We start from the raw sequence: 19,512 nt of genomic DNA on the forward strand, positions 1-19,512 counted from the left end.
CGGTGGCGCGGGCGCCGGGATTGGAGTCGACAAGAAGAATGCCTCGTAAGTCCGTGAACCTACGAGGCATCTTGTCAAAATCAGCTCAATCCTTCAACAGATTAAGCGAGGGGCTTGCCCGTAGGTCCCTTTTTCCGGCTGATGCCGTCTTCAGTCGCGGTCGCCGCCAAACATGCCCAGCAACATCAGCAGGCTCTGGAAGATGTTGAACACGCTGAGGTACAGACCCAGGGTGGCCGTGATGTAGTTGGTCTCGCCGCCGTCCACGATTCGCTTGAGGTCGAACAGCAGGTAGCCACTGAAGACCACGATGGCCAGGGTGGCGATCACCGCCATGCCCACCGGGCTACCCACGAACACGTTGATGATGGCGCCGAAGAACACGGCCAGCATGCCGATGAACAGCCACTTGCCCATGCCCGTGAGGTCACGCTTGATGACGGTTGACAGGTTGGCCATCACAAAAAACACACCAGCCGTGCCACCGAAGGCGGTCATGATCAGGCTGGACCCGTTGCTGAAGCCCAGCACGCCAGCTAGCAGGCGCGACAGCATCAGACCCATGAAGAAGGTAAAGCCCAGCAGCACGGGCACGCCAGCGGCCGAGTTCTTCGTTTTTTCGATGGCGAACATGAAGCCAAAAGCCCCGCCCAGGAAAACGATCAGGCCCAAGCCACCTGTCAAGCTGGCTGTGATGCCCGTCGTCACCCCGATCCAGGCGCCGAGCACCGTGGGCAGCATGGACAAGGCCAGTAGCCAGTAGGTGTTGCGCATGACTTTGTTGCGCTGAACATCGCGGGAGATGGCGCCGCCAAAGCGGTCGCCGGTTTGTACGTGGTCGGTCATGGTGGTGAGCTCCTTCATCATCTGACTCGTTGAATGCACAGCGCCTCAGGCGCCTGCTTGGTGATGCACATTGTACGGACCGTGTGCAGACCGGGGCGATCCGGCCGAAAACCTTCATTTTGGTATGGTCACCCCTGACTACCGTGGCACCAATGCCTGCGGTAAGGTTCGTTACGCCCCTTGTTCGGGGTGCTGCATTTGCCTTTACTCAGACCCAACCAACCCAGAGAAGTTCATGAAAAACAAAGCTGTGCTCGAAGCCGCCGACGTCAAACGCATCGTGGCCGCCGCCGAAGCTGAAGCCCTTAAGCACCAGTGGGCGGTGACGATCGCCGTGGTCGACGACGGAGGCCACCTGCTGGCCTTGCAGCGGCTGGACGGCGCTGCCCCGGTCTCGGCCCACATCGCGCCGGCCAAGGCCAACACGGCCGCCCTGGGCCGCCGTGAGAGCAAGGTCTACGAAGATGTGATCAACCAGGGTCGCACCTCGTTCCTGAGCGCACCCACCATCGCTGGCATGCTCGAGGGCGGCGTGCCCATCCTGCAAGACGGCCAATGCATTGGCGCGGTGGGCGTGAGCGGCGTGAAGTCGTCGGAAGACGTGCAGATCGCACGCGCAGGCATCGCGGCCCTGTAAGCCGTCACCGCGGGCCCAGGCCGCGGCCGTTTCGGGTCCGGCCTGTCGCCCCGCAAGTGACCACAGCGCGCCGGCTGGCCCGGCTTCGCCTCACTTCAGTTCAAACACCACCGGCAGGTTGAACCACATGCCGACGGGCTGGCCCGCGCGTGTGCCGGGCAGGTAGCGCCAGTCTTTGGCCGCCGCCAGGGCAGCGCGGTCAAGCCGATCAAAGCCGCTGGAATTCAACACCTCCACGCGGCTAGCGGTGCCGTCGGCGTCGATGAATGCGCGCAGGGTCACCTGTCCCTGTTCACCCAGGCGCCGGGAGAGCGGCGGGTAGGGCGGCGGCGGATTGCTCAGGTAGGCTCCGATCTGACGCGGCAGCTCGATGCGCTGCGCGCCAGGATCGGCCCGCGAGGTGGTCTGCTCGGTATCAGGCGTCGCCGCTTCGGCTGCGCCTGGCGAACGCATGCCCAGCCCAGCTTCGGCGGCGACTGGCGATGCGCCTGGCGTTGTGTCCGGCGCCGATGCCCCCGCGAGCCGCGTTTCGTTGGCAGCCATGGTCTGAGCGCTTGTTTCAGGGGCCTCGCGCAGCGGGGGGTCCGGCATAACAGGTCGGGATGCCGCGGTCGGTGGCGCCAGGGCGGGCGGCTTGGGCGTGGTTGGGGTCGGCGCCACGGCAAGCCGCTCGGGCGTGGTTGGGATCGCAGGTGGAGGGGGCGGATTTCGCTCTTCAGCCCGCCGTGTCGGCGCCACTGGGCTGGCGGCTGCGACGGATGGTGGCAAGTCGATGGTGCCAGTCAACACCATGACTGGGGTCGTGGGCTGCAGCACTGGGCGGGACTGGCTCGGTGCCAGCGCCCACAAGCCCAGCGCGTGCAGGGCCAGCACAGCAGCCACCACCGCCAGGCCAGGGCGAGTCGACAGGCGCGGCTCGGCTCCCCACGGGGGGAGCACCTGCACAGGCTGCACAGGGTATTTCACGGGAGACGGCGACTCGGGAGCCTGAACATGGATCGCATGATGGCATGCCGGCCTGTGCGCGGCCAAGACTTCACCGCCCGCACTGGGTGGGGCAGCAGGTGAAGGTCAAGGCATCAATGATGCTGCACCGCATCAAAAGCTATCGGGTATATAGCAACTATCAATTCGACGAATCAATAGCTCGCAACTATTATTCATGGGTCGCAGCCAAACACCGCTGCTCACATTTCTTCAACCCTCGCAAACAGGAAATCACCATGTCCATCATCAACGCTCTTTCACTCATCAATACCAAGGTCCAGCCGTTCAAGGCGCAGGCATTCCGCCAGGGCAAGTTCATCGAAGTCACCGAGAAAGACCTGCACGGCAAGTGGTCGGTGCTGATCTTCATGCCCGCCGCTTTCACCTTCAACTGCCCCACCGAAGTGGAAGACGCCGCCGACAACTACGCCGAGTTCCAGAAGACCGGTGCCGAGGTCTACATCGTGACCACCGACACCCACTTCTCGCACAAAGTCTGGCACGAGACCTCGCCGGCCGTGGGCAAGGCCAAGTTCCCGCTGATTGGTGACCCCACCCACCAGCTGACGCGTGGCTTTGGCGTGCACATCGAAGAAGAAGGCCTGGCGCTGCGCGGCACCTTCATCATCAACCCCGAAGGCGAGATCAAGACGATGGAAGTGCATGACAACAGCATCGCCCGCGACGTGAAGGAAACCCTGCGCAAGCTCAAGGCCGCCCAGTACGTGGCCAAGAACCCAGGCCAGGTCTGCCCCGCCAAGTGGAACGAAGGCGCCGAGACGCTGACGCCATCGCTGGATCTCGTGGGCAAGATCTGACCCAGCCCCGCGCCGCGCCCGCGGCGCGTCTCCCCCTCCAGGGGGCAACGTCTGCGGGCCGGCGGAGCCGGACCCGCAATGTTCTCAGTAAAGGCACTGCGTTACGGCTGCCTTTCTAGTTCTTTATCTCGTACCGCAGACCCATGGGCTTTGTTTTGAGGCCCATGCACCAGCGGCACTGGTTCAGTGCACCCACTTTTGTTTTTGAAGGAGTTCACCATGCTTGATGCGACCCTCACCAGTCAGCTTTCCTCCTACCTCGCGATGTTGCGGCAGCCGATTCGCCTGATTGCTTCGCTGGATGACAGTGCCAAGGCGGGCGAGATGCGTCGGCTGCTGGAGGAGATTGCCGCGTTGTCCGACAAGGTGTCGTTTGACGAGTCAGGATCCGACGCGCGCCAGCCTTCTTTCGTGATCGCTCGCGAGGGCGAGACCACCGGTGTGCGTTTTGCGGCGATCCCGTTGGGCCATGAGTTCACCTCGCTGGTGCTCGCACTGCTGTGGACCGGCGGTCACCCGCCGAAGGTCGAGCCCGAGGTAATCGAGCAGATCAAGGCCCTGGAGGGTGAGCACCGCTTCGAGGTCTACATGAGCCTGTCGTGCCACAACTGCCCCGACGTGGTGCAGGCTGCGGCCCTGATGGCCATCGTCAACCCGAGTATTCAGACTGTGGTGATCGACGGTGCGCTGTTCCAGGAAGAGGTGGATCGCCGTCAGGTTCTGGCGGTACCGCTTATGTACCGCAACGATGAGGTGTTTGGCTCGGGCCGCATGCTGCTGGAAGAGATCGTGGCCAAGCTCGATGTGAAATCCGACGAGCGCGAGGCCGCCAAGCTGAGCGAGAAAGACCCGTTTGATGTGCTGATCGTTGGCGGTGGACCTGCCGGTGCAGCCGCGGCGGTGTATGCCGCGCGCAAGGGCATTCGTGTGGGGGTGGCGGCCGAGCGTTTTGGTGGCCAGACCAACGACACCATGGCGATCGAAAACTACATCAGCGTGCTGGAGACCGATGGGCCGAAGTTTGCCGCCGCGCTCGAAGCCCAGGTGCGCCACTACGAGGTGGATTTGATGAACCTGCAGCGCGCCGACAAGCTGGTGCCGACAAGCGAGCCAGGTGGCCTGATTGAGCTGCAAATGGCCAACGGAGGCACGCTCAAGAGCCGCAGCGTGATCCTCTCGACCGGTGCGCGCTGGCGCAACGTGAACGTGCCTGGCGAGCAGGAGTACCGCAACAAGGGCGTGGCCTATTGCCCGCACTGCGACGGTCCGCTGTTCAAGGGCAAGCGGGTCGCGGTGATTGGCGGCGGCAATTCGGGTGTGGAGGCTGCAATCGATCTGGCAGGTATCGTGCAGCACGTGACGCTAGTCGAATTTGCTGACGCGCTGAAGGCCGACGCGGTGCTGGTGAGCAAGCTCAAGAGCCTGCCCAACGTGACGATTCACGTGAACGCCCAGACCACCGAGATCACCGGCGCCGACGGCAAGGTGAACGGGCTGCGCTACAAGGACCGTGTCAGCGGCGAGGAGCAGCTGATCGAACTGGCCGGTGTGTTTGTGCAGATCGGTCTCGTGCCCAACACCGAGTGGCTCAAAGGCACGCTGGACCTCAGCCGCTTCGGCGAGATAGAGGTCGATGCCAAGGGCCACACCAACCTGCCGGGCGTGTTCGCCGCCGGTGACTGCACCACGGTGCCGTACAAGCAGATCGTGATCGCTGCGGGCGACGGATCCAAGGCCGCGCTCAGCGCCTTCGACTACCTGATCCGCCAGCCCTCGGTGCCAACCGCGGCTGAGCCAGTGGCCGACGCCTCACCGGCCTGAGTGTCTCGGCGGCGCAGCGTGTAAGGCTTGCGCTGCAGCCGCCAGGCCTCAGTGGTCTCGTCGCCGCTGCTCCAGAAGAATCCGGCCAGCATCCGCGCATCACCTTTTTGATCTGCATCGCATCTCAGGAAAGTGGTGTGAACATGGCCTCGCAGTGCATCGCGCCCCAGCCAAGGGGTCCGATCACGGGCTGTCGGCGTAGGCACGCAGTTGCAGCTGCAGGCGTCTGGCAGCGCTGGCCTCGGCTCCGCGGCCAACTCCCCGTTGTGCGAGCACAAAATCGAGCTGGTCGGCCACCGAAGCCCAGTGCAGCGGTGTGCCCGCACGCTGGTGCAGGTCTTGATAGGCCGCGAGCAGTTCGGGCAGCTGCGCCGCGAGTTCACCCTGGTCGATCGCCTGATAGACGCCCAGCTCGGGTAGGCCAACCACGCTCCAGAAGTCAGGGTCGTCGCGGCGCTTGGCCAGCAGCCCTTCACGCACCCGATTCACCAGATCCGCGTTGAGCCGCGGGGTGCGGCGAGCGGGTCCCAGCAGCTCGGCCGCCAGCAGGTTGAGCGCGGGATAGAAGAAGCCGGGGTGCGCGGTCTGCTCGGCCAGACTCACCGCATGGCGGTAGTGCGCCGTCATCTGCGCGATGGCCACGGCTTCAGCCCGGCGCTGCCCAGCCAGTCGCTCCAGCATCGCCAGGCGCTTGGCCACCGAGCCCAGCAAGCTTTCGCGCTCGACGGTGGGCGAAACCGTCACCAGCGCCTGCAGCAGCTGCGCCGCTTCGGCCATCTCACGCCGCCCTTGGGTGATGAGCGAGGCCTTTTCGGCGGCTGGTTGCCGTGCATCGGTGTGCTTGCGGAGGCGATCCCAGGCCCGGCGCGCCCGCAGGTTGGCCAGCTGCTCGCTGGACTTCACCGAGGCACTGCCGTCGTTGGCCGCCACCGCCTGGCCGTACCAGTGAATCGCGCCCTCGACATCGTGGGCCGCGGCGCAGGCCACGCCAAAAGACTCGGCCACGGCGCCCATGCCGCCCCAGGTATCTGCAAAACGTCCCTTCAGGTGGGCAATCTTCTCGCGCTGCCGGGCCGGATCGGCGCCCTGGGTGCTGCTCTCCACCGCCAGCGTTTCCAGCGCCAGCGTAAGCGCAACCGGGGAGGCGATGCCGGTGAACGCATCCCCCACCGGCGCCAGCGGGCGATGAGGGCCGCGGTGGTCGGGCTGCCAGACCCACTCCGGGTCGCCATAGCACTGGTAGGCCGCCCAGGTGTTGCCCTGGGGGCTGGCTTCAAACGCGGCCACGCGGGCCGCGTGCACCGCGTCCATGAAGCGGTCGCCGCGCAAAAGCGCCTCGTAAAAGCGGGTGGCGAAGCGGTTGGCGGCGTGGTCTTCGACCGCCCAGCCGGCGGCCACCACGCAGCGCACACCAATGCGGATCAACTGCTTGGCCACGCCGGCGGCGAAGCTGGCGCGGTCGTAGCCCTTGAGCAACTGCTGTGGGTCGGCGGCGAGATGGCAGCAGTTGAGGAACACCAGCTCGGGCACCACGCGCATGGCCTCGACCTCGCGCGGACCCAGGAAGGTGTCGTCGCTCAGCACCACCCCGCGCAACTGCGGCGGCAAGTCGCCGCGCAGCAGTTCGGGTTCACCATGACCGGCGATGTGCACGATGCGGTACGGGCGGGCCAGCAGGGCGTTGGTGACCGCGGCGGCGTCGGGCCCCAGGTGGTCGTCGAGTGCGATCAATGCGTGAACCCGCTCGGCGTCGATGCCGCCCGGGCCACACAGCGCTTCGCGGACCGCCTCGGCTTCGCTGCGGGCGGCGGGCAGGGGCGGGTAGAGGTTCGGGTCGCACCGCGGCTCGCCGATCACCAGCACTGCGTCTTCGCGCCGCGCGTCGCTCACCTGGCCGCGGAATTGCACTGTGCGCAGCTTGCGCAGCAACTTGTTGCGGATGGCCCAGGGGGTGGTCGGCCCGCCGCGACCATCTTGGGGTGCGTCCAGCAGTTCCCAGGGGATGGCCGCGGTGCCGTCGTTGAGCTCCAGCAGCAGCTCGTCGCTGCCACGGAGATTGGCCTCCATCTCCACCGGGACCAGCAACTGGAAAAGCGTGCGCCCGATTTGCGGATCGCGATTGGCCTCGTTGGAGGCACGGCGCACCAGCTCGCTCACCAGCCGCGTCTGCGTGGCCTGCACCCGCGCCTCCGAGCGCGCACGCTGCGTGTCCAGGGTGTAAGTGATGGTGGGTTCGCCATCGTCGTCGCGGGTGGAGATGGCGCTGATGAAGTCGTGGCCGGTGCCCCGGTAGCTGGTTTCAAGCGGCTGGCGCAGGGCGCCCACACCGGCCAGCACGCGTGGCGTGAGGGCGTAGTGCTCGGGCGCTGCGTTGACCAGCAGCTGCAGGGCACCCCAGGCCTCGGTGGCGCGGTTGAGGTACAGCTCGATCAGGCGCAGATGGCCCACCACGGGCCAGCCGCCCGCCAGCAGCCGTTCGTTGGCCTCGCGCACGCCTTGCACCAGCGCCTGAGCCGACGCCGCCACGCTGACCCCGACGCCGCCGCTGCCCATCAGCGTGGCGAACAGCTCAAACTGCGTTTCGCCTGCGCCGGGGCTCTCGGCCACCCGCTGCGCCCAGGCCATCACGGCCTGGCGCACGGTCAGCGTCAGGTCGGCGTTCTGCAGTTTGCCTTCTTCCCCCAGACCGGCTACCACCACATGGGGCGGTCGCGGCAAGGCAAACGGACTGGCCGGGTCCTGGCGGTGGTTGAGGAAGATCTGGTGAGTGCCCGGGGCTTCGGGGTAGAGGCCGGCGGCCAGCGAGGCCGCCATGGCGCCGCCGATGAAGATGTCCACCACTCGCTCGGTGCCGGTCAGCGTGGAGGCGCCGTAGTGGCCCACCAGCAGCGGCGCGCTGACAAAGCGCAGGTTGCCGTTGTGCAGGCTCACGCGCAGGGCGGGCGCAGCAGCCGCCGCCCTGCCCGGGCTCGACGAGGGGGGCGAGCTGCCGAGGCGGAACAACTCGGGCAGCGACACCGGCGGTTGAGCCTGGTCGCTGCGCTGTCGAGACGGCCGGCTGCGCACCGGCATCGCTTGTGCGCCGCGGTGAACGGTTGCGCTGGTCAGTCGCTGGGTGTCACCTCGCTCCAGCAGTTCCAGGTAGGCGTCAAAGGCTTCTCGGTGACTGGGCAGGTCACCGTGCTCGCAGGGCACGCTCCAGGCGCGCACGCCAGGAAGCAGGGCGCTGTCTTGGGTAACACGACCATCGCCCGTCTCTGGTGCGTCGAGGTAGACCAGGCCCTCGCTGGTGTCGAGCTCAAAGCCGGTGGGGGTGAAACGCGCCTGGCCCAGCACCATGAGCAGGCGGTCGCTGAACGCGGGCAGGGCGTCGTTGCGCTGCTGGTCGAGGCGTTGGCGCAGCGAGATCGCCTGGTCCAGCACCGCCTGCGGCGGTACGCCCCAGCGGTAGATGTTGCGCTGCACGTCCTGGCTGTGCCAGCGGTTGGCCTCGATGAGCAAGGCCATGTCCTGTTCAGCGAGCTCCCGCCAGTGCTGGCTGTTCTGCAGGCCCAGCGACGGGTCGAGCAAGCCGGATTGCAGCTGCAGCAGACCCGGCATTTCGGCCATGAGCTGGCGAAAGCGATGGTCCTGGAACGGCAGGCCGAAACCACCAATGGTGTTGCTCAAGGGATCGTCGCCCGTGAGCACCTGCATGGGCGCGAACGAGCCCTCGTTCGGGGTGCCCAGCATCAGCAGGCGCGAGCCCGGCCGCTCCAGCCAGCGTTGCCACACGTCGGGGCGCTCCAGCTGCACTGTGCGCGCCACCAGGCCGCCCATGGAGTGGGCGAGCAGGCGCACCGGCTGGCCACTGGCCTGGCGCTCGCTCAGCGCCTGGTCGATGCGCTCGGCCAGCCGCTGTGCCTCCTCTTCGATCGGGCGGCGCCAGTCGAACGAGAACTCGATCACCTCGTGGCTGGTGCTCAGGTGCTCATTGAGCGCGTCGTACACGCTGCCAATGGCGCCGTCGGGCAGCACGTTGGTGGCATCGGCGCGGTACGCGATGCGCCCCAGTCCGCCGATCAGGCGCAAGCCGAGCCACACACGCTGCCCATTCACACTCAGGTGGCTGCCCAGGATGCCGGGCAGCACGATCACCGCTGGGCGCTGCGCCGCGGCCGGCAGGCTGGCTGCTCGTGGCCCCGCGCGCAAGCCGTCGCTGCTGCTGCCGGCCCAGGAGAGTGGGCCGATCGGTAAGAAGCCGCTCGGGGCGTCCTGCACCAAAGCGTTGCACACCGCATTGGCGGTGTTCGGGTTGCTGAAATAAGCGAAGTGCGTCACCTCGCCACCGCGGTCCAGCAAGAAGCTGGCGCTGGCCTGGCCGCCGGAGGCTGCCCGCGGTGTGCCGCCGTACATGGACCGGGTCTGCACCACGAGGTCGTTGTCGGTCCAGTAAAACGCGTCGGCCAGGAGGGTCTTGATCCAGCTGGTGAGCGAATCGCCCTGGATGTCGCCAGCCACCACCCGCAGTTGCCCGGGCAAGGTATCGCGCCCGCGCGCTTCGGTGTCGTGCAGCCACTGCACCAGGGGACTTTGGGGCGTCATCGCTTCCAGCCCAGGCAGCAAAGTGGGATCGGTGCGCTGGGTGGCGATTTCGCCCAGGAAATCCACCAGCGCTGGCGCCACCGGAATACCGGCGAGCTGCAGCGACCAGCGCAGCACCGACACGTAGGCGTCAAGCCGCTTGGACGCTAGCAAGGTGCCGCGCGCAGGGCAGGCCACGCGCACCACGCGCTCCACACGGATGTCGCGATCCTGCAGCTCGGCGCCGAGCGCGCGCAAGGCCTGAGCCTGCTGGCGGTAGACCGGGTCCTTGAAGGGCGCGAGGTCGCGTGCGTCGAGTGTCGGCAGCGCGCACACACGCGCCAGCACCTCGGCCACCAGACCGCCACGCGAGTGCGTGAGCAGGTGCAGGCGGGCGCCGTCGGGCAACGTCTTTGCCAGGGCGAGCGCGTTTTCGATCGGGCTTTGTCCGAGCGTGGGGTGATCGAACCCGTACACCTGCTGCTCGTAGTGCGAAAACAGCTCACGCACGCGGCTGGGGTGGTGCTGCCACAACTTGCCGAAGGTACCCTGAGTGTTGGAGAAGGTCCCGTGCAACAGCACCAGCACGGGCGCACCCGGCCGCGCTGGCGGCGGCAAGCGGGCGATCTTATGGCCATGCCCTTTGAGTGGCTGGCCAAATCCCTGGGGTGGTAACCGGTATAGGCCGGGGTCGACCTGCTGGTCCACACGGGCTGCGATCTGAGCGGCGGTGTAGCGGGCGGCCGGACCGCTGAGCAAGTCGGTGACGATGTCGATGCCGGTCAGCAGCGCCTGGCCCAGCCGGCCGCGGCCGGCGCCACGCGACGTACCTTCGGCATCCCCGCCTTGCCAGGCCAGCTGGGTCGGCACCGCGACCGCGCCGTCGGCCGTCGCGCCGCGCGTGGCCGCTCCAGGGGCCGTGCCCGCCTGCGCCAGCATCAGGTCGCGCGCGGTCTCGGGGTGCAGCGTGAGCGATGGACCGTGTGCAATGTGCAGCACCACCACATCCAGCCCAGGGCGCGCAGTGAGCTGCAGGGTTTCGTTGCTGCCGCGCGTGGCACCCAAGCGCACGGACTGCAGCACCCGCCCACGGCCATCGGCCTCTCGGTCCAGCGTGCCTGCGCGCGCGCCCCGCAGTCCGGCGGGTTGTCCGCGCACGGCGAAGGTGATGGGGGTCGGGGGTGGGCTGCTGGCCATGGGGGCTTTCGTGGGTCTGTGGTTGGATTTGGGCGGTGGTCAGCCGGCGGCGCTCTTGCTGGCGGTTCGGCGTGTCGCCGATTTGGGCGGCAATTGGATGGAGGTGGCCTTGCGTCGCGACACCGGCCGTTTGGCTGGCTGGACGGGCGCAGCACGGCTGCGAGCCCTGGCCGCGGAGGTGCTGCGCTGACTGCGCGGAAGCACGGTCTCGCCGGCAGAGCGAGGCCGTGGAGCGGGTGCGATGAAATCGTTGCTGACCCAGCCTTCGCGATCGGTGCCGCCGACCACCTCGACGTGGCTCCAGCGGTCCTGGGCCTCGAGGCGGATCAGCTCGGTGCCCTTGGGCAGCGCCGGTCCCAGCGTGTCGAAGCTCGCCGCGGGGCCGCTTCGAATGTTCAGGCGCGAAGCGGTGACGACCCAGCGCGGATCGGCATCCATCCCGCGGCCCAGCGCCCGCGCGCGCACCGCCGTGAGGGGAAAGGCCGGCCCAGGATCGGTCTTGCGCCCACGTGCCACGTCCTCATGGCCCAGCACATCCTGCAAACCGTATTGCGCCACGAGCAGTTCGCACAGCTCCAGCGTGCGCGCGATCTGGACCTCGCTGTACGCATGCCAGGGTTGGGGGCCGCCGCCATGGGGGTGGGCCGCTTGCACCACCTCTCGTGGCGGATAGGCCTTGCCAAACCAGGCTACAAAACGATCGCCTTCCTGGTGCAGCCGGCCCGCGTTGTCCAGCTCGATGCCGATGGCGTGCGCATTCAGTCCGTTGATGCCGTTCCACTGGCTCACGCCAGCGTGCCAGGTCTGCACACTGAACGGGGCGAGTTGCACGATGCGTCCGTCGCGCCCGATCACCACATGGGCCGACGCATTGCCCTGCGGCTTGCGGGTGTTGAGCGAGCGCACCGAGCTCTCCAGATCTCGGCCTGCGGTGTAGTGCAGGATCAGGAACCGGGGCCGCAGAGCGCCACCGGTGTTGGGCGTGGGCTGTTGGCTCACGCCTGTACCGGTGAGGCGGTGATCCTTGAGCTTGAGCATGGGCGTCCTTGTGGCTGACCTGCGGCGCAGGCCAAATGGCGTTCACAACGTGAACGGTGTCTGTTTGAGCAGGGTCGCGGCTGGCCCCAGGGTGAACAGATTCGGTGATTGGCTGGGCGGCAGAGCCGCCCGGACCTTGGCGTGGAAGAGGGCGTAATTGCCCTGGAAGCTGCCGTGGTTCCAGACGCGAAGCACCTGTTCGGTGAACGCACCGTTGTGGTCGCCGTCCATGGAAAACTGGTTGTCCTGGCAGCCGGAGATCAGCAGCACTGCTGGCTGGAAGTCCTTGACGATAGCCCCCAGCCGAGGATTGACCGCGACCTGCGCGAGAGCCACGTCAGGATCGATGACGGCACCACCTGCTGCGCGCGTGGCCTCCTCCTGCAACCGGTCGTAAAACGCCTGGTGGGCCTGATAGACCCGCATGCCCACCGCTGGCGGCATGATGCGTGGCCGGGCTGAAGCGCCTGCGCCTGGCTCTCGGCCCGCTCGCACCACCGTGCCGCTGTGACAACTGTCGGACAACACGAGCACACGCACCCCGGAGCGGAAACGGCTGAGCAGTAAGTAAAGCTCGTCATCGATCAGTTGGCCGTCGTAGAGACACCAGGTTTCGTCGAGCTTGTCGGGTTCCTCACCGCTGACATCGGGCACCTGCCCGCCATGACCGGAGTAGCTCAGGAAGAACAGATCACCTGCCACCAGCCGGCGGGCTGCAGCGCGCAGGGCTGCCAGCACCTTGGACCGAGTCGCTTGCTGGGTGAGCAGCAACTGAGGCACCAGACCTTGAGACCGGGCCACAGCAGTCAGGTCGTTCGCATCGAACTCACAAGCCGCCAGGGGGCCAGTCCATCCCGCATAGGCCGAGGCCTGAACTTTGTTGATGCCGATGTGCAAGGACATGCCTTGGGCCTGCCGGGGCTTGACGGGTCTGGGTTGGGTCGCCATGGCTTGCTCCCTCCGCTGACATCGCAGTACGTGCGATTTGTCACAAATTCTGGGCGCTCAGCGCCCAGGGCGCAAACCAGAAGATGTAAGGAGTTGTTGGCCGCAGGCTGAGTTGGGGACTGCAGCGAGCCGAGCATTGGAGCGTTGCACCGCCCGTCTGCCGCTATTTGCTAGGGGCTTACCCTAGGCCTGGTGCCAGAGCAGGGCGCCAGCAATTTTGATGTAAGAAAGCGTGTCCACAGTCCGCCCCGTAATGCCAAAAACCGCACGGTGGCTGGCATGCAAATCGTGGCGGTTCACCCCGTCGAAATAGCAAAAGCATCACTCCGAGGAGATGACTTTCATGGCAAGTGACAACAACGCAAAGGCCTACTGGTCGGCCACCCTGGGTCTTCTGACCAAGGTGCTGATCATCTGGGCACTGGTTTCCTACGGCGCGGGCATCCTGTTCGCTCCCTTGCTCAACAGCTTTCACCTGGGCGGCTACCCACTGGGCTTCTGGTTTGCCCAGCAAGGCTCCATCTACATATTCATCGCTTTGATCTTTTACTACGCCTGGGCGATGGGCAAGATCGACCGCAAGTTCGGCATGCAAGAAGACTGATCACAAGGAAGCAACATGGAACTGCAAACCACTATTTACATCTTTGTCGGGTTGAGCTTTGCGCTCTACCTCGGCATTGCCTTCTGGGCGCGCGCGGGCAGCACGTCCGAGTTCTACGTAGCCGGCGGCGGGGTTCACCCCGTGACCAACGGCATGGCCACGGCCGCTGACTGGATGTCGGCCGCGTCCTTCATCTCCATGGCCGGCCTGATCTCCAACCTGGGCTACGGCGGCGCCGTGTTCCTGATGGGCTGGACCGGCGGCTACGTGCTGCTGGCCATGCTGCTGGCGCCTTACCTGCGCAAGTTCGGCAAGTTCACCGTGCCCGAGTTCATCGGCGATCGCTTCTACTCGAAGTCCGCCCGCAACGTGGCCGTGCTGTGCCTGCTGGTCGCATCGCTGACCTACATCATTGGTCAGATGACTGGCGTGGGTGTGACGTTTGCGCGCTTCCTGGGCGTAACCAGCGATCAGGGCATCTACATCGGCATGGCGATCGTGTTTGCTTATGCGGTGTTCGGCGGTATGAAAGGCATCACCTACACCCAGGTGGCGCAGTACTGCGTGCTGATCCTGGCCTACCTGGTGCCCGCTTTCTTCATCTCGCTGAACCTCACCGGCAACTTCCTGCCGCAGCTGGGCCTGGGCGCGAATCTGTCGGGCACCGACGTGTCGCTGCTCTCCAAGCTCGACCAGGTGGTGACCGATCTGGGCTTTGGCCAGTACACGACTTCGTCGAACGGTTCCACGTTGAACATGTTCTTCTACACCGTGTCGCTGATGATCGGTACAGCCGGTCTGCCGCACGTGATCGTGCGCTTCTTCACCGTGCCGAAAGTGGCCGATGCCCGCGCCTCCGCCGGTTGGGCTCTGGTGTTCATCGCCCTGCTGTACACCACGGCACCTGCCGTGGGCGCGATGGCGCGCCTGAACCTGGTCGGTACCGTGAACAGCGCGGTCGGCCTGGTCAAGAGCCCGGAAGGTGGCATTGTCGTGAGCTCGGATGCGGTGAAAGCCAACGCCGACGTCTATGCGCCTGAGGCCAGCCTGGTATACGAGGAGCGTCCAGCCTGGATGAAGCGCTGGGAAGTGACCGGTCTGCTCAAGTGGGAAGACAAGAACAGCGACGGCCGCATCCAGTACTACAACGACAAGACCAAGAACGAAGCCGCCAAAGGCAAGGCCGAAGCGGCCGGCTGGAAGGGTAACGAGCTGACCGTGAATGCCGACATCATCGTGTTGGCCAACCCGGAAATCGCGCTGCTGCCCAACTGGGTGATCGCGCTGGTCGCCGCCGGCGGTCTGGCCGCTGCGCTGTCGACCGCTGCGGGTCTGTTGCTCGCCATCTCCTCGGCCATCTCCCACGACCTGATCAAGGGCGCCATCAAGCCCGACATCAGCGAAAAGGGCGAGCTCATGGCAGGCAAGATCGCCATGGCCGTGGCCATCTTCGTGGCGGGCTATCTGGGTCTGAATCCGCCGGGCTTCGCAGCTGGTACTGTGGCCCTGGCCTTCGGTATCGCGGCTTCCACCATCTTCCCCGCGCTGATGATGGGCATTTTTAGCCGCACGATGAGCGACAAGGGCGCGATCGCTGGTATGTTGGCGGGCCTGTTCGTGGTGCTGTTCTATGTGTTCGCACACAAGGGCATCTTCTTCATCAAGGGCACCGACTACCTCGGCCTGATCGGCGGGGCGAACAGCTTCTTCACCATCACCCCCGAGGCCTTCGGCACCGTGGGCGCGATCACCAACTTCGTGGTGGCCTTCCTGGTGAACAAGATGACCGCACCTGCACCAAAGCACATCCAGGAGTTGGTGGAATCGGTGCGCATCCCGCGCGGTTCCGGCGCAGCCACCGGCCACTGATGGCCTGACACCATCCGCACTGGGCGATCGTCCAGAGCGGGGGTGAAGCAGACCCCGTCGGCTTGCTGACGGGGTCTTTTCTTTTGCAGCTGCCTGTACAGCACAATCCCCGTAGGCCGGGGTGTGTACCCAGGCCGCTGTGGGGGAGCGGTGTCACCGCCGCTCCCCCACAGCGAATCGAGCGCTGATTTCAACAAGGGTTTGCCGGATGAACTTGCCGAGTGTTTACATCTTCAACTGGATCTTTTTGCTGGTGCTGTTCCCAGTGTCGTTCTTCTGGCTGCGCCGCGCCTGGCGCATCCTGGTTCGCCGCGACTTCTCCGAGGTGGCCCTGAAGAAGGGTGTGCCACCTACCAACGCCGAGAAATACGCGCCCTACGAGATGGCGATCAACTTCGTTGGCGGCGTCATCATGGTGGGCGTGCTGGTGGCCGTGCTGGGCTTTCAGGCTCTGGCCGCCGACGACTGGATCGCCATCGCTGGCGTGACGCTCTGGTGCAAGCTGCTGGCATCGTTTGCCCTGAGCCGCCAGGCCCATGGTCTGGGGCCCAAGACCAAAGCCAAGAAGGGTGCCCCCGGCTCGGACCAGTCCAGCTGAGTGCGCCTCAGTAGCCCAGCCGCTCGGGCCGGATTTCCTGCAGGATGGTGGTGGCGATCTCTTCGATCGATTTGGTGGTGGTCGAGAGCCAGCGGATGCCTTCGCGCCGCATCATGGCTTCGGCCTCGCTCACCTCCACCCGGCAATTGTCCAGGCTGGCATAGCGCGAGTTGGGTCGGCGCTCGTTGCGGATCTGGGCCAGGCGCTCGGGCGCGATGGTGAGGCCAAAGATCTTCTTGCGGTGGGGCACCAGGGCTGGCGGCAGCTTGCGGCGGTCGAAGTCTTCAGGAATCAGCGGGTAATTGGACGCCTTGAGGCCGTGCTGCATCGCCAGGTAGAGGCTGGTGGGCGTTTTGCCGCTGCGGCTCACACCGACCAGGATCACATCAGAGCCTTCCAGATCGCGGTGGCTCTGGCCATCGTCGTGCATCAGCGAAAAATTGATGGCCTCGATGCGGTCGTCGTACTCCTTGCTTTTGGAGGCATCAGAAAAGCGGCCCACCCGGTGGTTGGACTTGATGCCCAGTTCGGCCTCCAGGGGCTCGACGAAGGTGCCAAACATGTCGAGCATCATGCCGCTGCAGTCCGCCTTGATGACCTCCAGCACATCCATGTTGACCACGGTCACGAATACCAGAGGGCGCTTGCCTTCCACCTCGGCCGTGTGGTTGATCTGGCGCACCGCCTGGTGGGCTTTGTCCACGCTGTCGAGAAACGGCAGTCGCACGCGCCGGACCTCGGCCTCGAACTGCGCCAGGATGGCGTTGCCAAAGGTTTCGGCGGTGATACCGGTGCCGTCGGAGACGAAAAAAACCGTGCGGTTGGGCATGGGCAAACTCCAGGTGGCAAATTGTGAGGAATTCGAGAAGACCGCCAGCAGCGATCGGGGGGCAAAGACTGGGCCACCTACAATTGGGGCATCCATGCACGTCCATTATCCCGGTTGCATCGGCCCCTGATTCTTGCCTCCGCCCGCAGGCCGACCCAGAACACCACAACAAGGTCCCCAGCAGCGTGACGGCTCCCGGTTTTTAACTTGAGCGGAGTCTTTCCATGTCCCAACTGTTTTCTCCGACCGACCTGGTCGTGCCCTTCGAGCATCTGCGCATGACCGACGTGGAGGTCGTCGGCGGCAAAAACGCCAGCCTCGGCGAAATGATCTCGCAGCTGCCCAGCGGCGTGAAGGTGCCCACTGGCTTTGCCACCACCGCCCACGCGTTTCGCGAGTTCCTGAAGTTCGAAGGACTGACCGATCGCATTAACGCGCGGCTGAACGCACTCGACACCGAAGACGTGCGCGCCCTGGCCGAAGCCGGTGCCGAGATCCGGGCCATGGTGGAAAAGCAGCCGTTCCCGGCTGATCTGGAGCAGGCTATCCGCTCGGCTTACACGACGCTGGTCGATGGCAATGAACTGGCCACGTTTGCGGTGCGCTCCTCGGCCACCGCCGAAGACCTGCCCGACGCGTCGTTTGCCGGTCAGCAGGAGACCTTTCTCAACGTGCACGGCATCGACGAGGTTCTGCACAAGATGAAAGAGGTGTTTGCCTCGCTGTACAACGACCGCGCCATCAGCTATCGGGTGCACAAAGGCTTTGCCCATGCTGACGTGGCCTTGTCTGCCGGCGTGCAGCGCATGGTGCGGTCTGACCTGGGGGCCGCCGGTGTCATGTTCACCATCGACACCGAAAGCGGTTTTGAAGACGTGGTGTTCATCACTTCCAGCTATGGTCTGGGCGAGACGGTAGTGCAGGGCGCGGTGAACCCGGACGAGTTCTACGTGCACAAGCCCATGCTGAAGGCGGGCAAGCGGGCTCTCATCCGCCGCAACCTGGGCTCCAAGCTGATCCAGATGACTTTCACCAGTGCCGAGGAGAAGGCGGCGACAGGTGAATTCAAAGGCAAGCTGGTCAAGACCGTCGACGTGCCGGTGGAGCAGCGCAACCGCTACAGCCTGACTGATGCCGACGTCGAGCAGCTGGCGCACTACGCGCTGGTGATCGAGCAGCACTACGGCCGCGCTATGGACATCGAATGGGGCAAGGACGGCAACGACGGTCAGCTGTACATCCTGCAGGCGCGTCCGGAGACGGTGAAGAGCCAGGCCGCGGGCAAGACCGAGGTGCGCTACAAGCTCAAGGGCAAGGGTCCGGTGCTGGCTTCGGGCCGCGCCATTGGACAGAAGATCGGCACCGGCCCGGTGCGCCTGGTGCACAACATCAGCGAAATGGACAAGGTCAAGCCAGGCGACGTGCTGGTGACCGACATGACCGATCCCAATTGGGAGCCGGTCATGAAACGCGCCAGCGCCATCGTGACCAACCGCGGCGGGCGCACCTGCCACGCGGCCATCATCGCGCGCGAGCTGGGCATTCCAGCGGTGGTGGGATGCGGTGATGCGACCGAAACGCTGAAGGACGGCACGCTGGTAACGGTGAGCTGCGCTGAGGGCGACACCGGCCACATTTACGACGGTTTGCTGGAGACCGAGATCACGGAGGTCAAGCGCGGCGAGATGCCACCGGTGGACGTGAAGATCATGATGAACGTGGGCAACCCCCAGCTCGCCTTCGACTTCTGCCAGATTCCTAACAGCGGTGTTGGCCTGGCGCGGCTGGAATTCATCATCAACAACAACATCGGCGTGCACCCCAAGGCCATCCTCGACTATCCGGCGATTGATGCCGACCTGAAGAAGGCGGTGGAATCGGTGGCCCGCGGACATGCCTCCCCGCGCGCCTTCTACGTGGACAAGGTGGCCGAAGGCGTGGCGACGATCGCCGCCGCCTTCTGGCCCAAGCCAGTCATCGTGCGCCTGTCAGACTTCAAGTCCAACGAGTACCGCAAGCTGGTCGGTGGCAGCCGCTACGAGCCCGATGAAGAAAACCCGATGCTGGGCTTTCGGGGAGCCGCTCGCTACATCAGCGAAGATTTCCGCGAAGCTTTCGCCATGGAGTGCGAGGCGATCAAACGCGTGCGCGAAGACATGGGCCTGAGCAACGTGCAGGTGATGGTGCCGTTCGTTCGTACCCTGGGCCAGGCGCAGAAAGTGACAGAGCTGCTGGCGGAAAAGGGCCTCAAGCGCGGCGAGCACGAGCTCAAGGTGATCATGATGTGCGAGATCCCGAGCAACGCGGTACTGGCCAAGGACTTCCTGCAGTTCTTCGACGGTTTTTCCATCGGCTCCAACGACCTGACCCAGCTCACCCTGGGCCTGGACCGCGACTCGGGCTTGGAGCTGCTGGCACAGGACTTTGACGAGCGCGATCCGGCCATCAAGGTGCTGCTGCAGATGGCGATTGGCGCCTGCAAGGCCGAGGGCAAGTATGTGGGCATCTGCGGCCAGGGCCCCAGCGACCACCCGGATTTCGCGCAGTGGCTGCGCGACGAAGGCATCAACTCAATCTCCTTGAACCCGGACTCGGTGGTCGACACCTGGCAGTTGCTCGCCGCCTCGGCCAAGTAGGATCCGCTCCATCGCGTTGAAAGAAGGCAGGGTGCTCCCCTGCCTTTTTTCTATTTGGGTGAGTCAGTGCAGGGTCAGCGCCAGGCGCACAATGCTTGTAGCGCGTGGTGAAGATCTGCGC

The 19,512-nt window shown here is 65.3% G+C and carries 13 protein-coding genes; 7 read left to right on the forward strand and 6 right to left on the reverse strand.

Annotated elements, in window-relative coordinates; translation table 11 throughout:
• Positions 1 to 150: 150 nt before the first annotated feature.
• Positions 151 to 846, reverse strand: coding sequence for a Bax inhibitor-1 family protein (locus tag GPT34_RS13265; protein WP_291013239.1), 696 nt, complete (start codon positions 844 to 846; stop codon positions 151 to 153).
• A 235-nt stretch (positions 847 to 1,081) separates the two neighbouring features.
• Here GPT34_RS13265 and GPT34_RS13270 point away from each other — a divergent pair, with 235 nt between their 5' ends.
• Positions 1,082 to 1,483, forward strand: a complete 402-nt coding sequence (locus tag GPT34_RS13270; RefSeq protein WP_291013242.1) for a heme-binding protein — start codon at positions 1,082 to 1,084, stop codon at positions 1,481 to 1,483.
• A 90-nt stretch (positions 1,484 to 1,573) separates the two neighbouring features.
• Here the strand turns inward: GPT34_RS13270 and GPT34_RS13275 are convergent, their stop codons facing one another.
• Positions 1,574 to 2,026, reverse strand: a complete 453-nt coding sequence (locus GPT34_RS13275) for an energy transducer TonB (protein ID WP_291013245.1) — start codon at positions 2,024 to 2,026, stop codon at positions 1,574 to 1,576.
• 680 nt (positions 2,027 to 2,706) lie between these two features.
• Between GPT34_RS13275 and ahpC the strand changes: the two genes are divergently transcribed.
• Positions 2,707 to 3,288 carry an alkyl hydroperoxide reductase subunit C gene (gene ahpC, locus GPT34_RS13280; RefSeq protein WP_291013247.1) on the forward strand — a complete coding sequence of 194 codons (582 nt, stop codon included), beginning with the start codon at positions 2,707 to 2,709 and terminating at the stop codon, positions 3,286 to 3,288.
• A 219-nt stretch (positions 3,289 to 3,507) separates the two neighbouring features.
• On the forward strand, positions 3,508 to 5,109 hold the full coding sequence (gene ahpF / locus GPT34_RS13285; protein ID WP_291013249.1) for an alkyl hydroperoxide reductase subunit F: 1,602 nt from the start codon (positions 3,508 to 3,510) through the stop codon (positions 5,107 to 5,109).
• Positions 5,110 to 5,292: 183 nt separating this feature from the next.
• On the opposite strand, the gene GPT34_RS13290 is transcribed toward ahpF, so the two are convergent.
• The 3 genes from GPT34_RS13290 to GPT34_RS13300 are packed head-to-tail and all read right to left on the reverse strand — an operon-like array spanning position 5,293 to position 12,855.
• Positions 5,293 to 10,869 carry a CHAT domain-containing protein gene (locus GPT34_RS13290; protein WP_291013251.1) on the reverse strand — a complete coding sequence of 1,859 codons (5,577 nt, stop codon included), beginning with the start codon at positions 10,867 to 10,869 and terminating at the stop codon, positions 5,293 to 5,295.
• 39 nt (positions 10,870 to 10,908) lie between these two features.
• Positions 10,909 to 11,907, reverse strand: coding sequence for an N-acetylmuramoyl-L-alanine amidase (locus GPT34_RS13295; RefSeq protein WP_291013253.1), 999 nt, complete (start codon positions 11,905 to 11,907; stop codon positions 10,909 to 10,911).
• A gap of 42 nt (positions 11,908 to 11,949) precedes the next feature.
• Positions 11,950 to 12,855, reverse strand: a complete 906-nt coding sequence (locus tag GPT34_RS13300; RefSeq protein WP_291013255.1) for a caspase family protein — start codon at positions 12,853 to 12,855, stop codon at positions 11,950 to 11,952.
• 343 nt (positions 12,856 to 13,198) lie between these two features.
• Between GPT34_RS13300 and GPT34_RS13305 the strand changes: the two genes are divergently transcribed.
• The 3 genes from GPT34_RS13305 to GPT34_RS13315 all read left to right on the forward strand — a co-directional run bounded on the left by GPT34_RS13305 (position 13,199) and on the right by GPT34_RS13315 (position 15,926).
• The gene (locus GPT34_RS13305) at positions 13,199 to 13,459 is read left to right on the forward strand and encodes a DUF4212 domain-containing protein (protein ID WP_291013257.1); all 261 of its coding nucleotides are present in this window, start codon (positions 13,199 to 13,201) and stop codon (positions 13,457 to 13,459) included.
• Between the two features lie 15 nt (positions 13,460 to 13,474).
• Positions 13,475 to 15,328, forward strand: a complete 1,854-nt coding sequence (locus GPT34_RS13310) for a sodium:solute symporter family protein (RefSeq protein WP_291013259.1) — start codon at positions 13,475 to 13,477, stop codon at positions 15,326 to 15,328.
• 208 nt (positions 15,329 to 15,536) lie between these two features.
• Positions 15,537 to 15,926 carry a hypothetical protein gene (locus GPT34_RS13315; RefSeq protein WP_291013261.1) on the forward strand — a complete coding sequence of 130 codons (390 nt, stop codon included), beginning with the start codon at positions 15,537 to 15,539 and terminating at the stop codon, positions 15,924 to 15,926.
• Between the two features lie 7 nt (positions 15,927 to 15,933).
• Here GPT34_RS13315 and GPT34_RS13320 read toward each other — a convergent pair whose 3' ends face one another.
• Positions 15,934 to 16,755, reverse strand: coding sequence for a pyruvate, water dikinase regulatory protein (locus tag GPT34_RS13320; protein ID WP_291013264.1), 822 nt, complete (start codon positions 16,753 to 16,755; stop codon positions 15,934 to 15,936).
• Between the two features lie 224 nt (positions 16,756 to 16,979).
• On the opposite strand from GPT34_RS13320, the gene ppsA reads away from it, so the two are divergent.
• Positions 16,980 to 19,391 carry a phosphoenolpyruvate synthase gene (ppsA, locus tag GPT34_RS13325; protein WP_291013267.1) on the forward strand — a complete coding sequence of 804 codons (2,412 nt, stop codon included), beginning with the start codon at positions 16,980 to 16,982 and terminating at the stop codon, positions 19,389 to 19,391.
• The last annotated feature ends 121 nt before the right edge of the window (positions 19,392 to 19,512 follow it).

This window comes from Hydrogenophaga sp., from assembly GCF_011390835.1.
Classification (GTDB): Bacteria; Pseudomonadota; Gammaproteobacteria; order Burkholderiales; family Burkholderiaceae_C; genus Hydrogenophaga.

Coding starts and splice junctions, on each gene's coding strand:
- ppsA (WP_291013267.1), top strand. CDS start 16,980: ATGTCCCAACTGTTTTCTCCGACCGACCTGGTCGTGCCCTTCGAGCAT.
- GPT34_RS13295 (WP_291013253.1), bottom strand. CDS start 11,907: ATGCTCAAGCTCAAGGATCACCGCCTCACCGGTACAGGCGTGAGCCAA.
- GPT34_RS13310 (WP_291013259.1), top strand. CDS start 13,475: ATGGAACTGCAAACCACTATTTACATCTTTGTCGGGTTGAGCTTTGCG.
- GPT34_RS13300 (WP_291013255.1), bottom strand. CDS start 12,855: ATGGCGACCCAACCCAGACCCGTCAAGCCCCGGCAGGCCCAAGGCATG.
- GPT34_RS13265 (WP_291013239.1), bottom strand. CDS start 846: ATGACCGACCACGTACAAACCGGCGACCGCTTTGGCGGCGCCATCTCC.
- GPT34_RS13320 (WP_291013264.1), bottom strand. CDS start 16,755: ATGCCCAACCGCACGGTTTTTTTCGTCTCCGACGGCACCGGTATCACC.
- ahpF (WP_291013249.1), top strand. CDS start 3,508: ATGCTTGATGCGACCCTCACCAGTCAGCTTTCCTCCTACCTCGCGATG.
- GPT34_RS13315 (WP_291013261.1), top strand. CDS start 15,537: ATGAACTTGCCGAGTGTTTACATCTTCAACTGGATCTTTTTGCTGGTG.
- GPT34_RS13305 (WP_291013257.1), top strand. CDS start 13,199: ATGGCAAGTGACAACAACGCAAAGGCCTACTGGTCGGCCACCCTGGGT.
- GPT34_RS13290 (WP_291013251.1), bottom strand. CDS start 10,869: ATGGCCAGCAGCCCACCCCCGACCCCCATCACCTTCGCCGTGCGCGGA.
- GPT34_RS13270 (WP_291013242.1), top strand. CDS start 1,082: ATGAAAAACAAAGCTGTGCTCGAAGCCGCCGACGTCAAACGCATCGTG.
- ahpC (WP_291013247.1), top strand. CDS start 2,707: ATGTCCATCATCAACGCTCTTTCACTCATCAATACCAAGGTCCAGCCG.
- GPT34_RS13275 (WP_291013245.1), bottom strand. CDS start 2,026: ATGGCTGCCAACGAAACGCGGCTCGCGGGGGCATCGGCGCCGGACACA.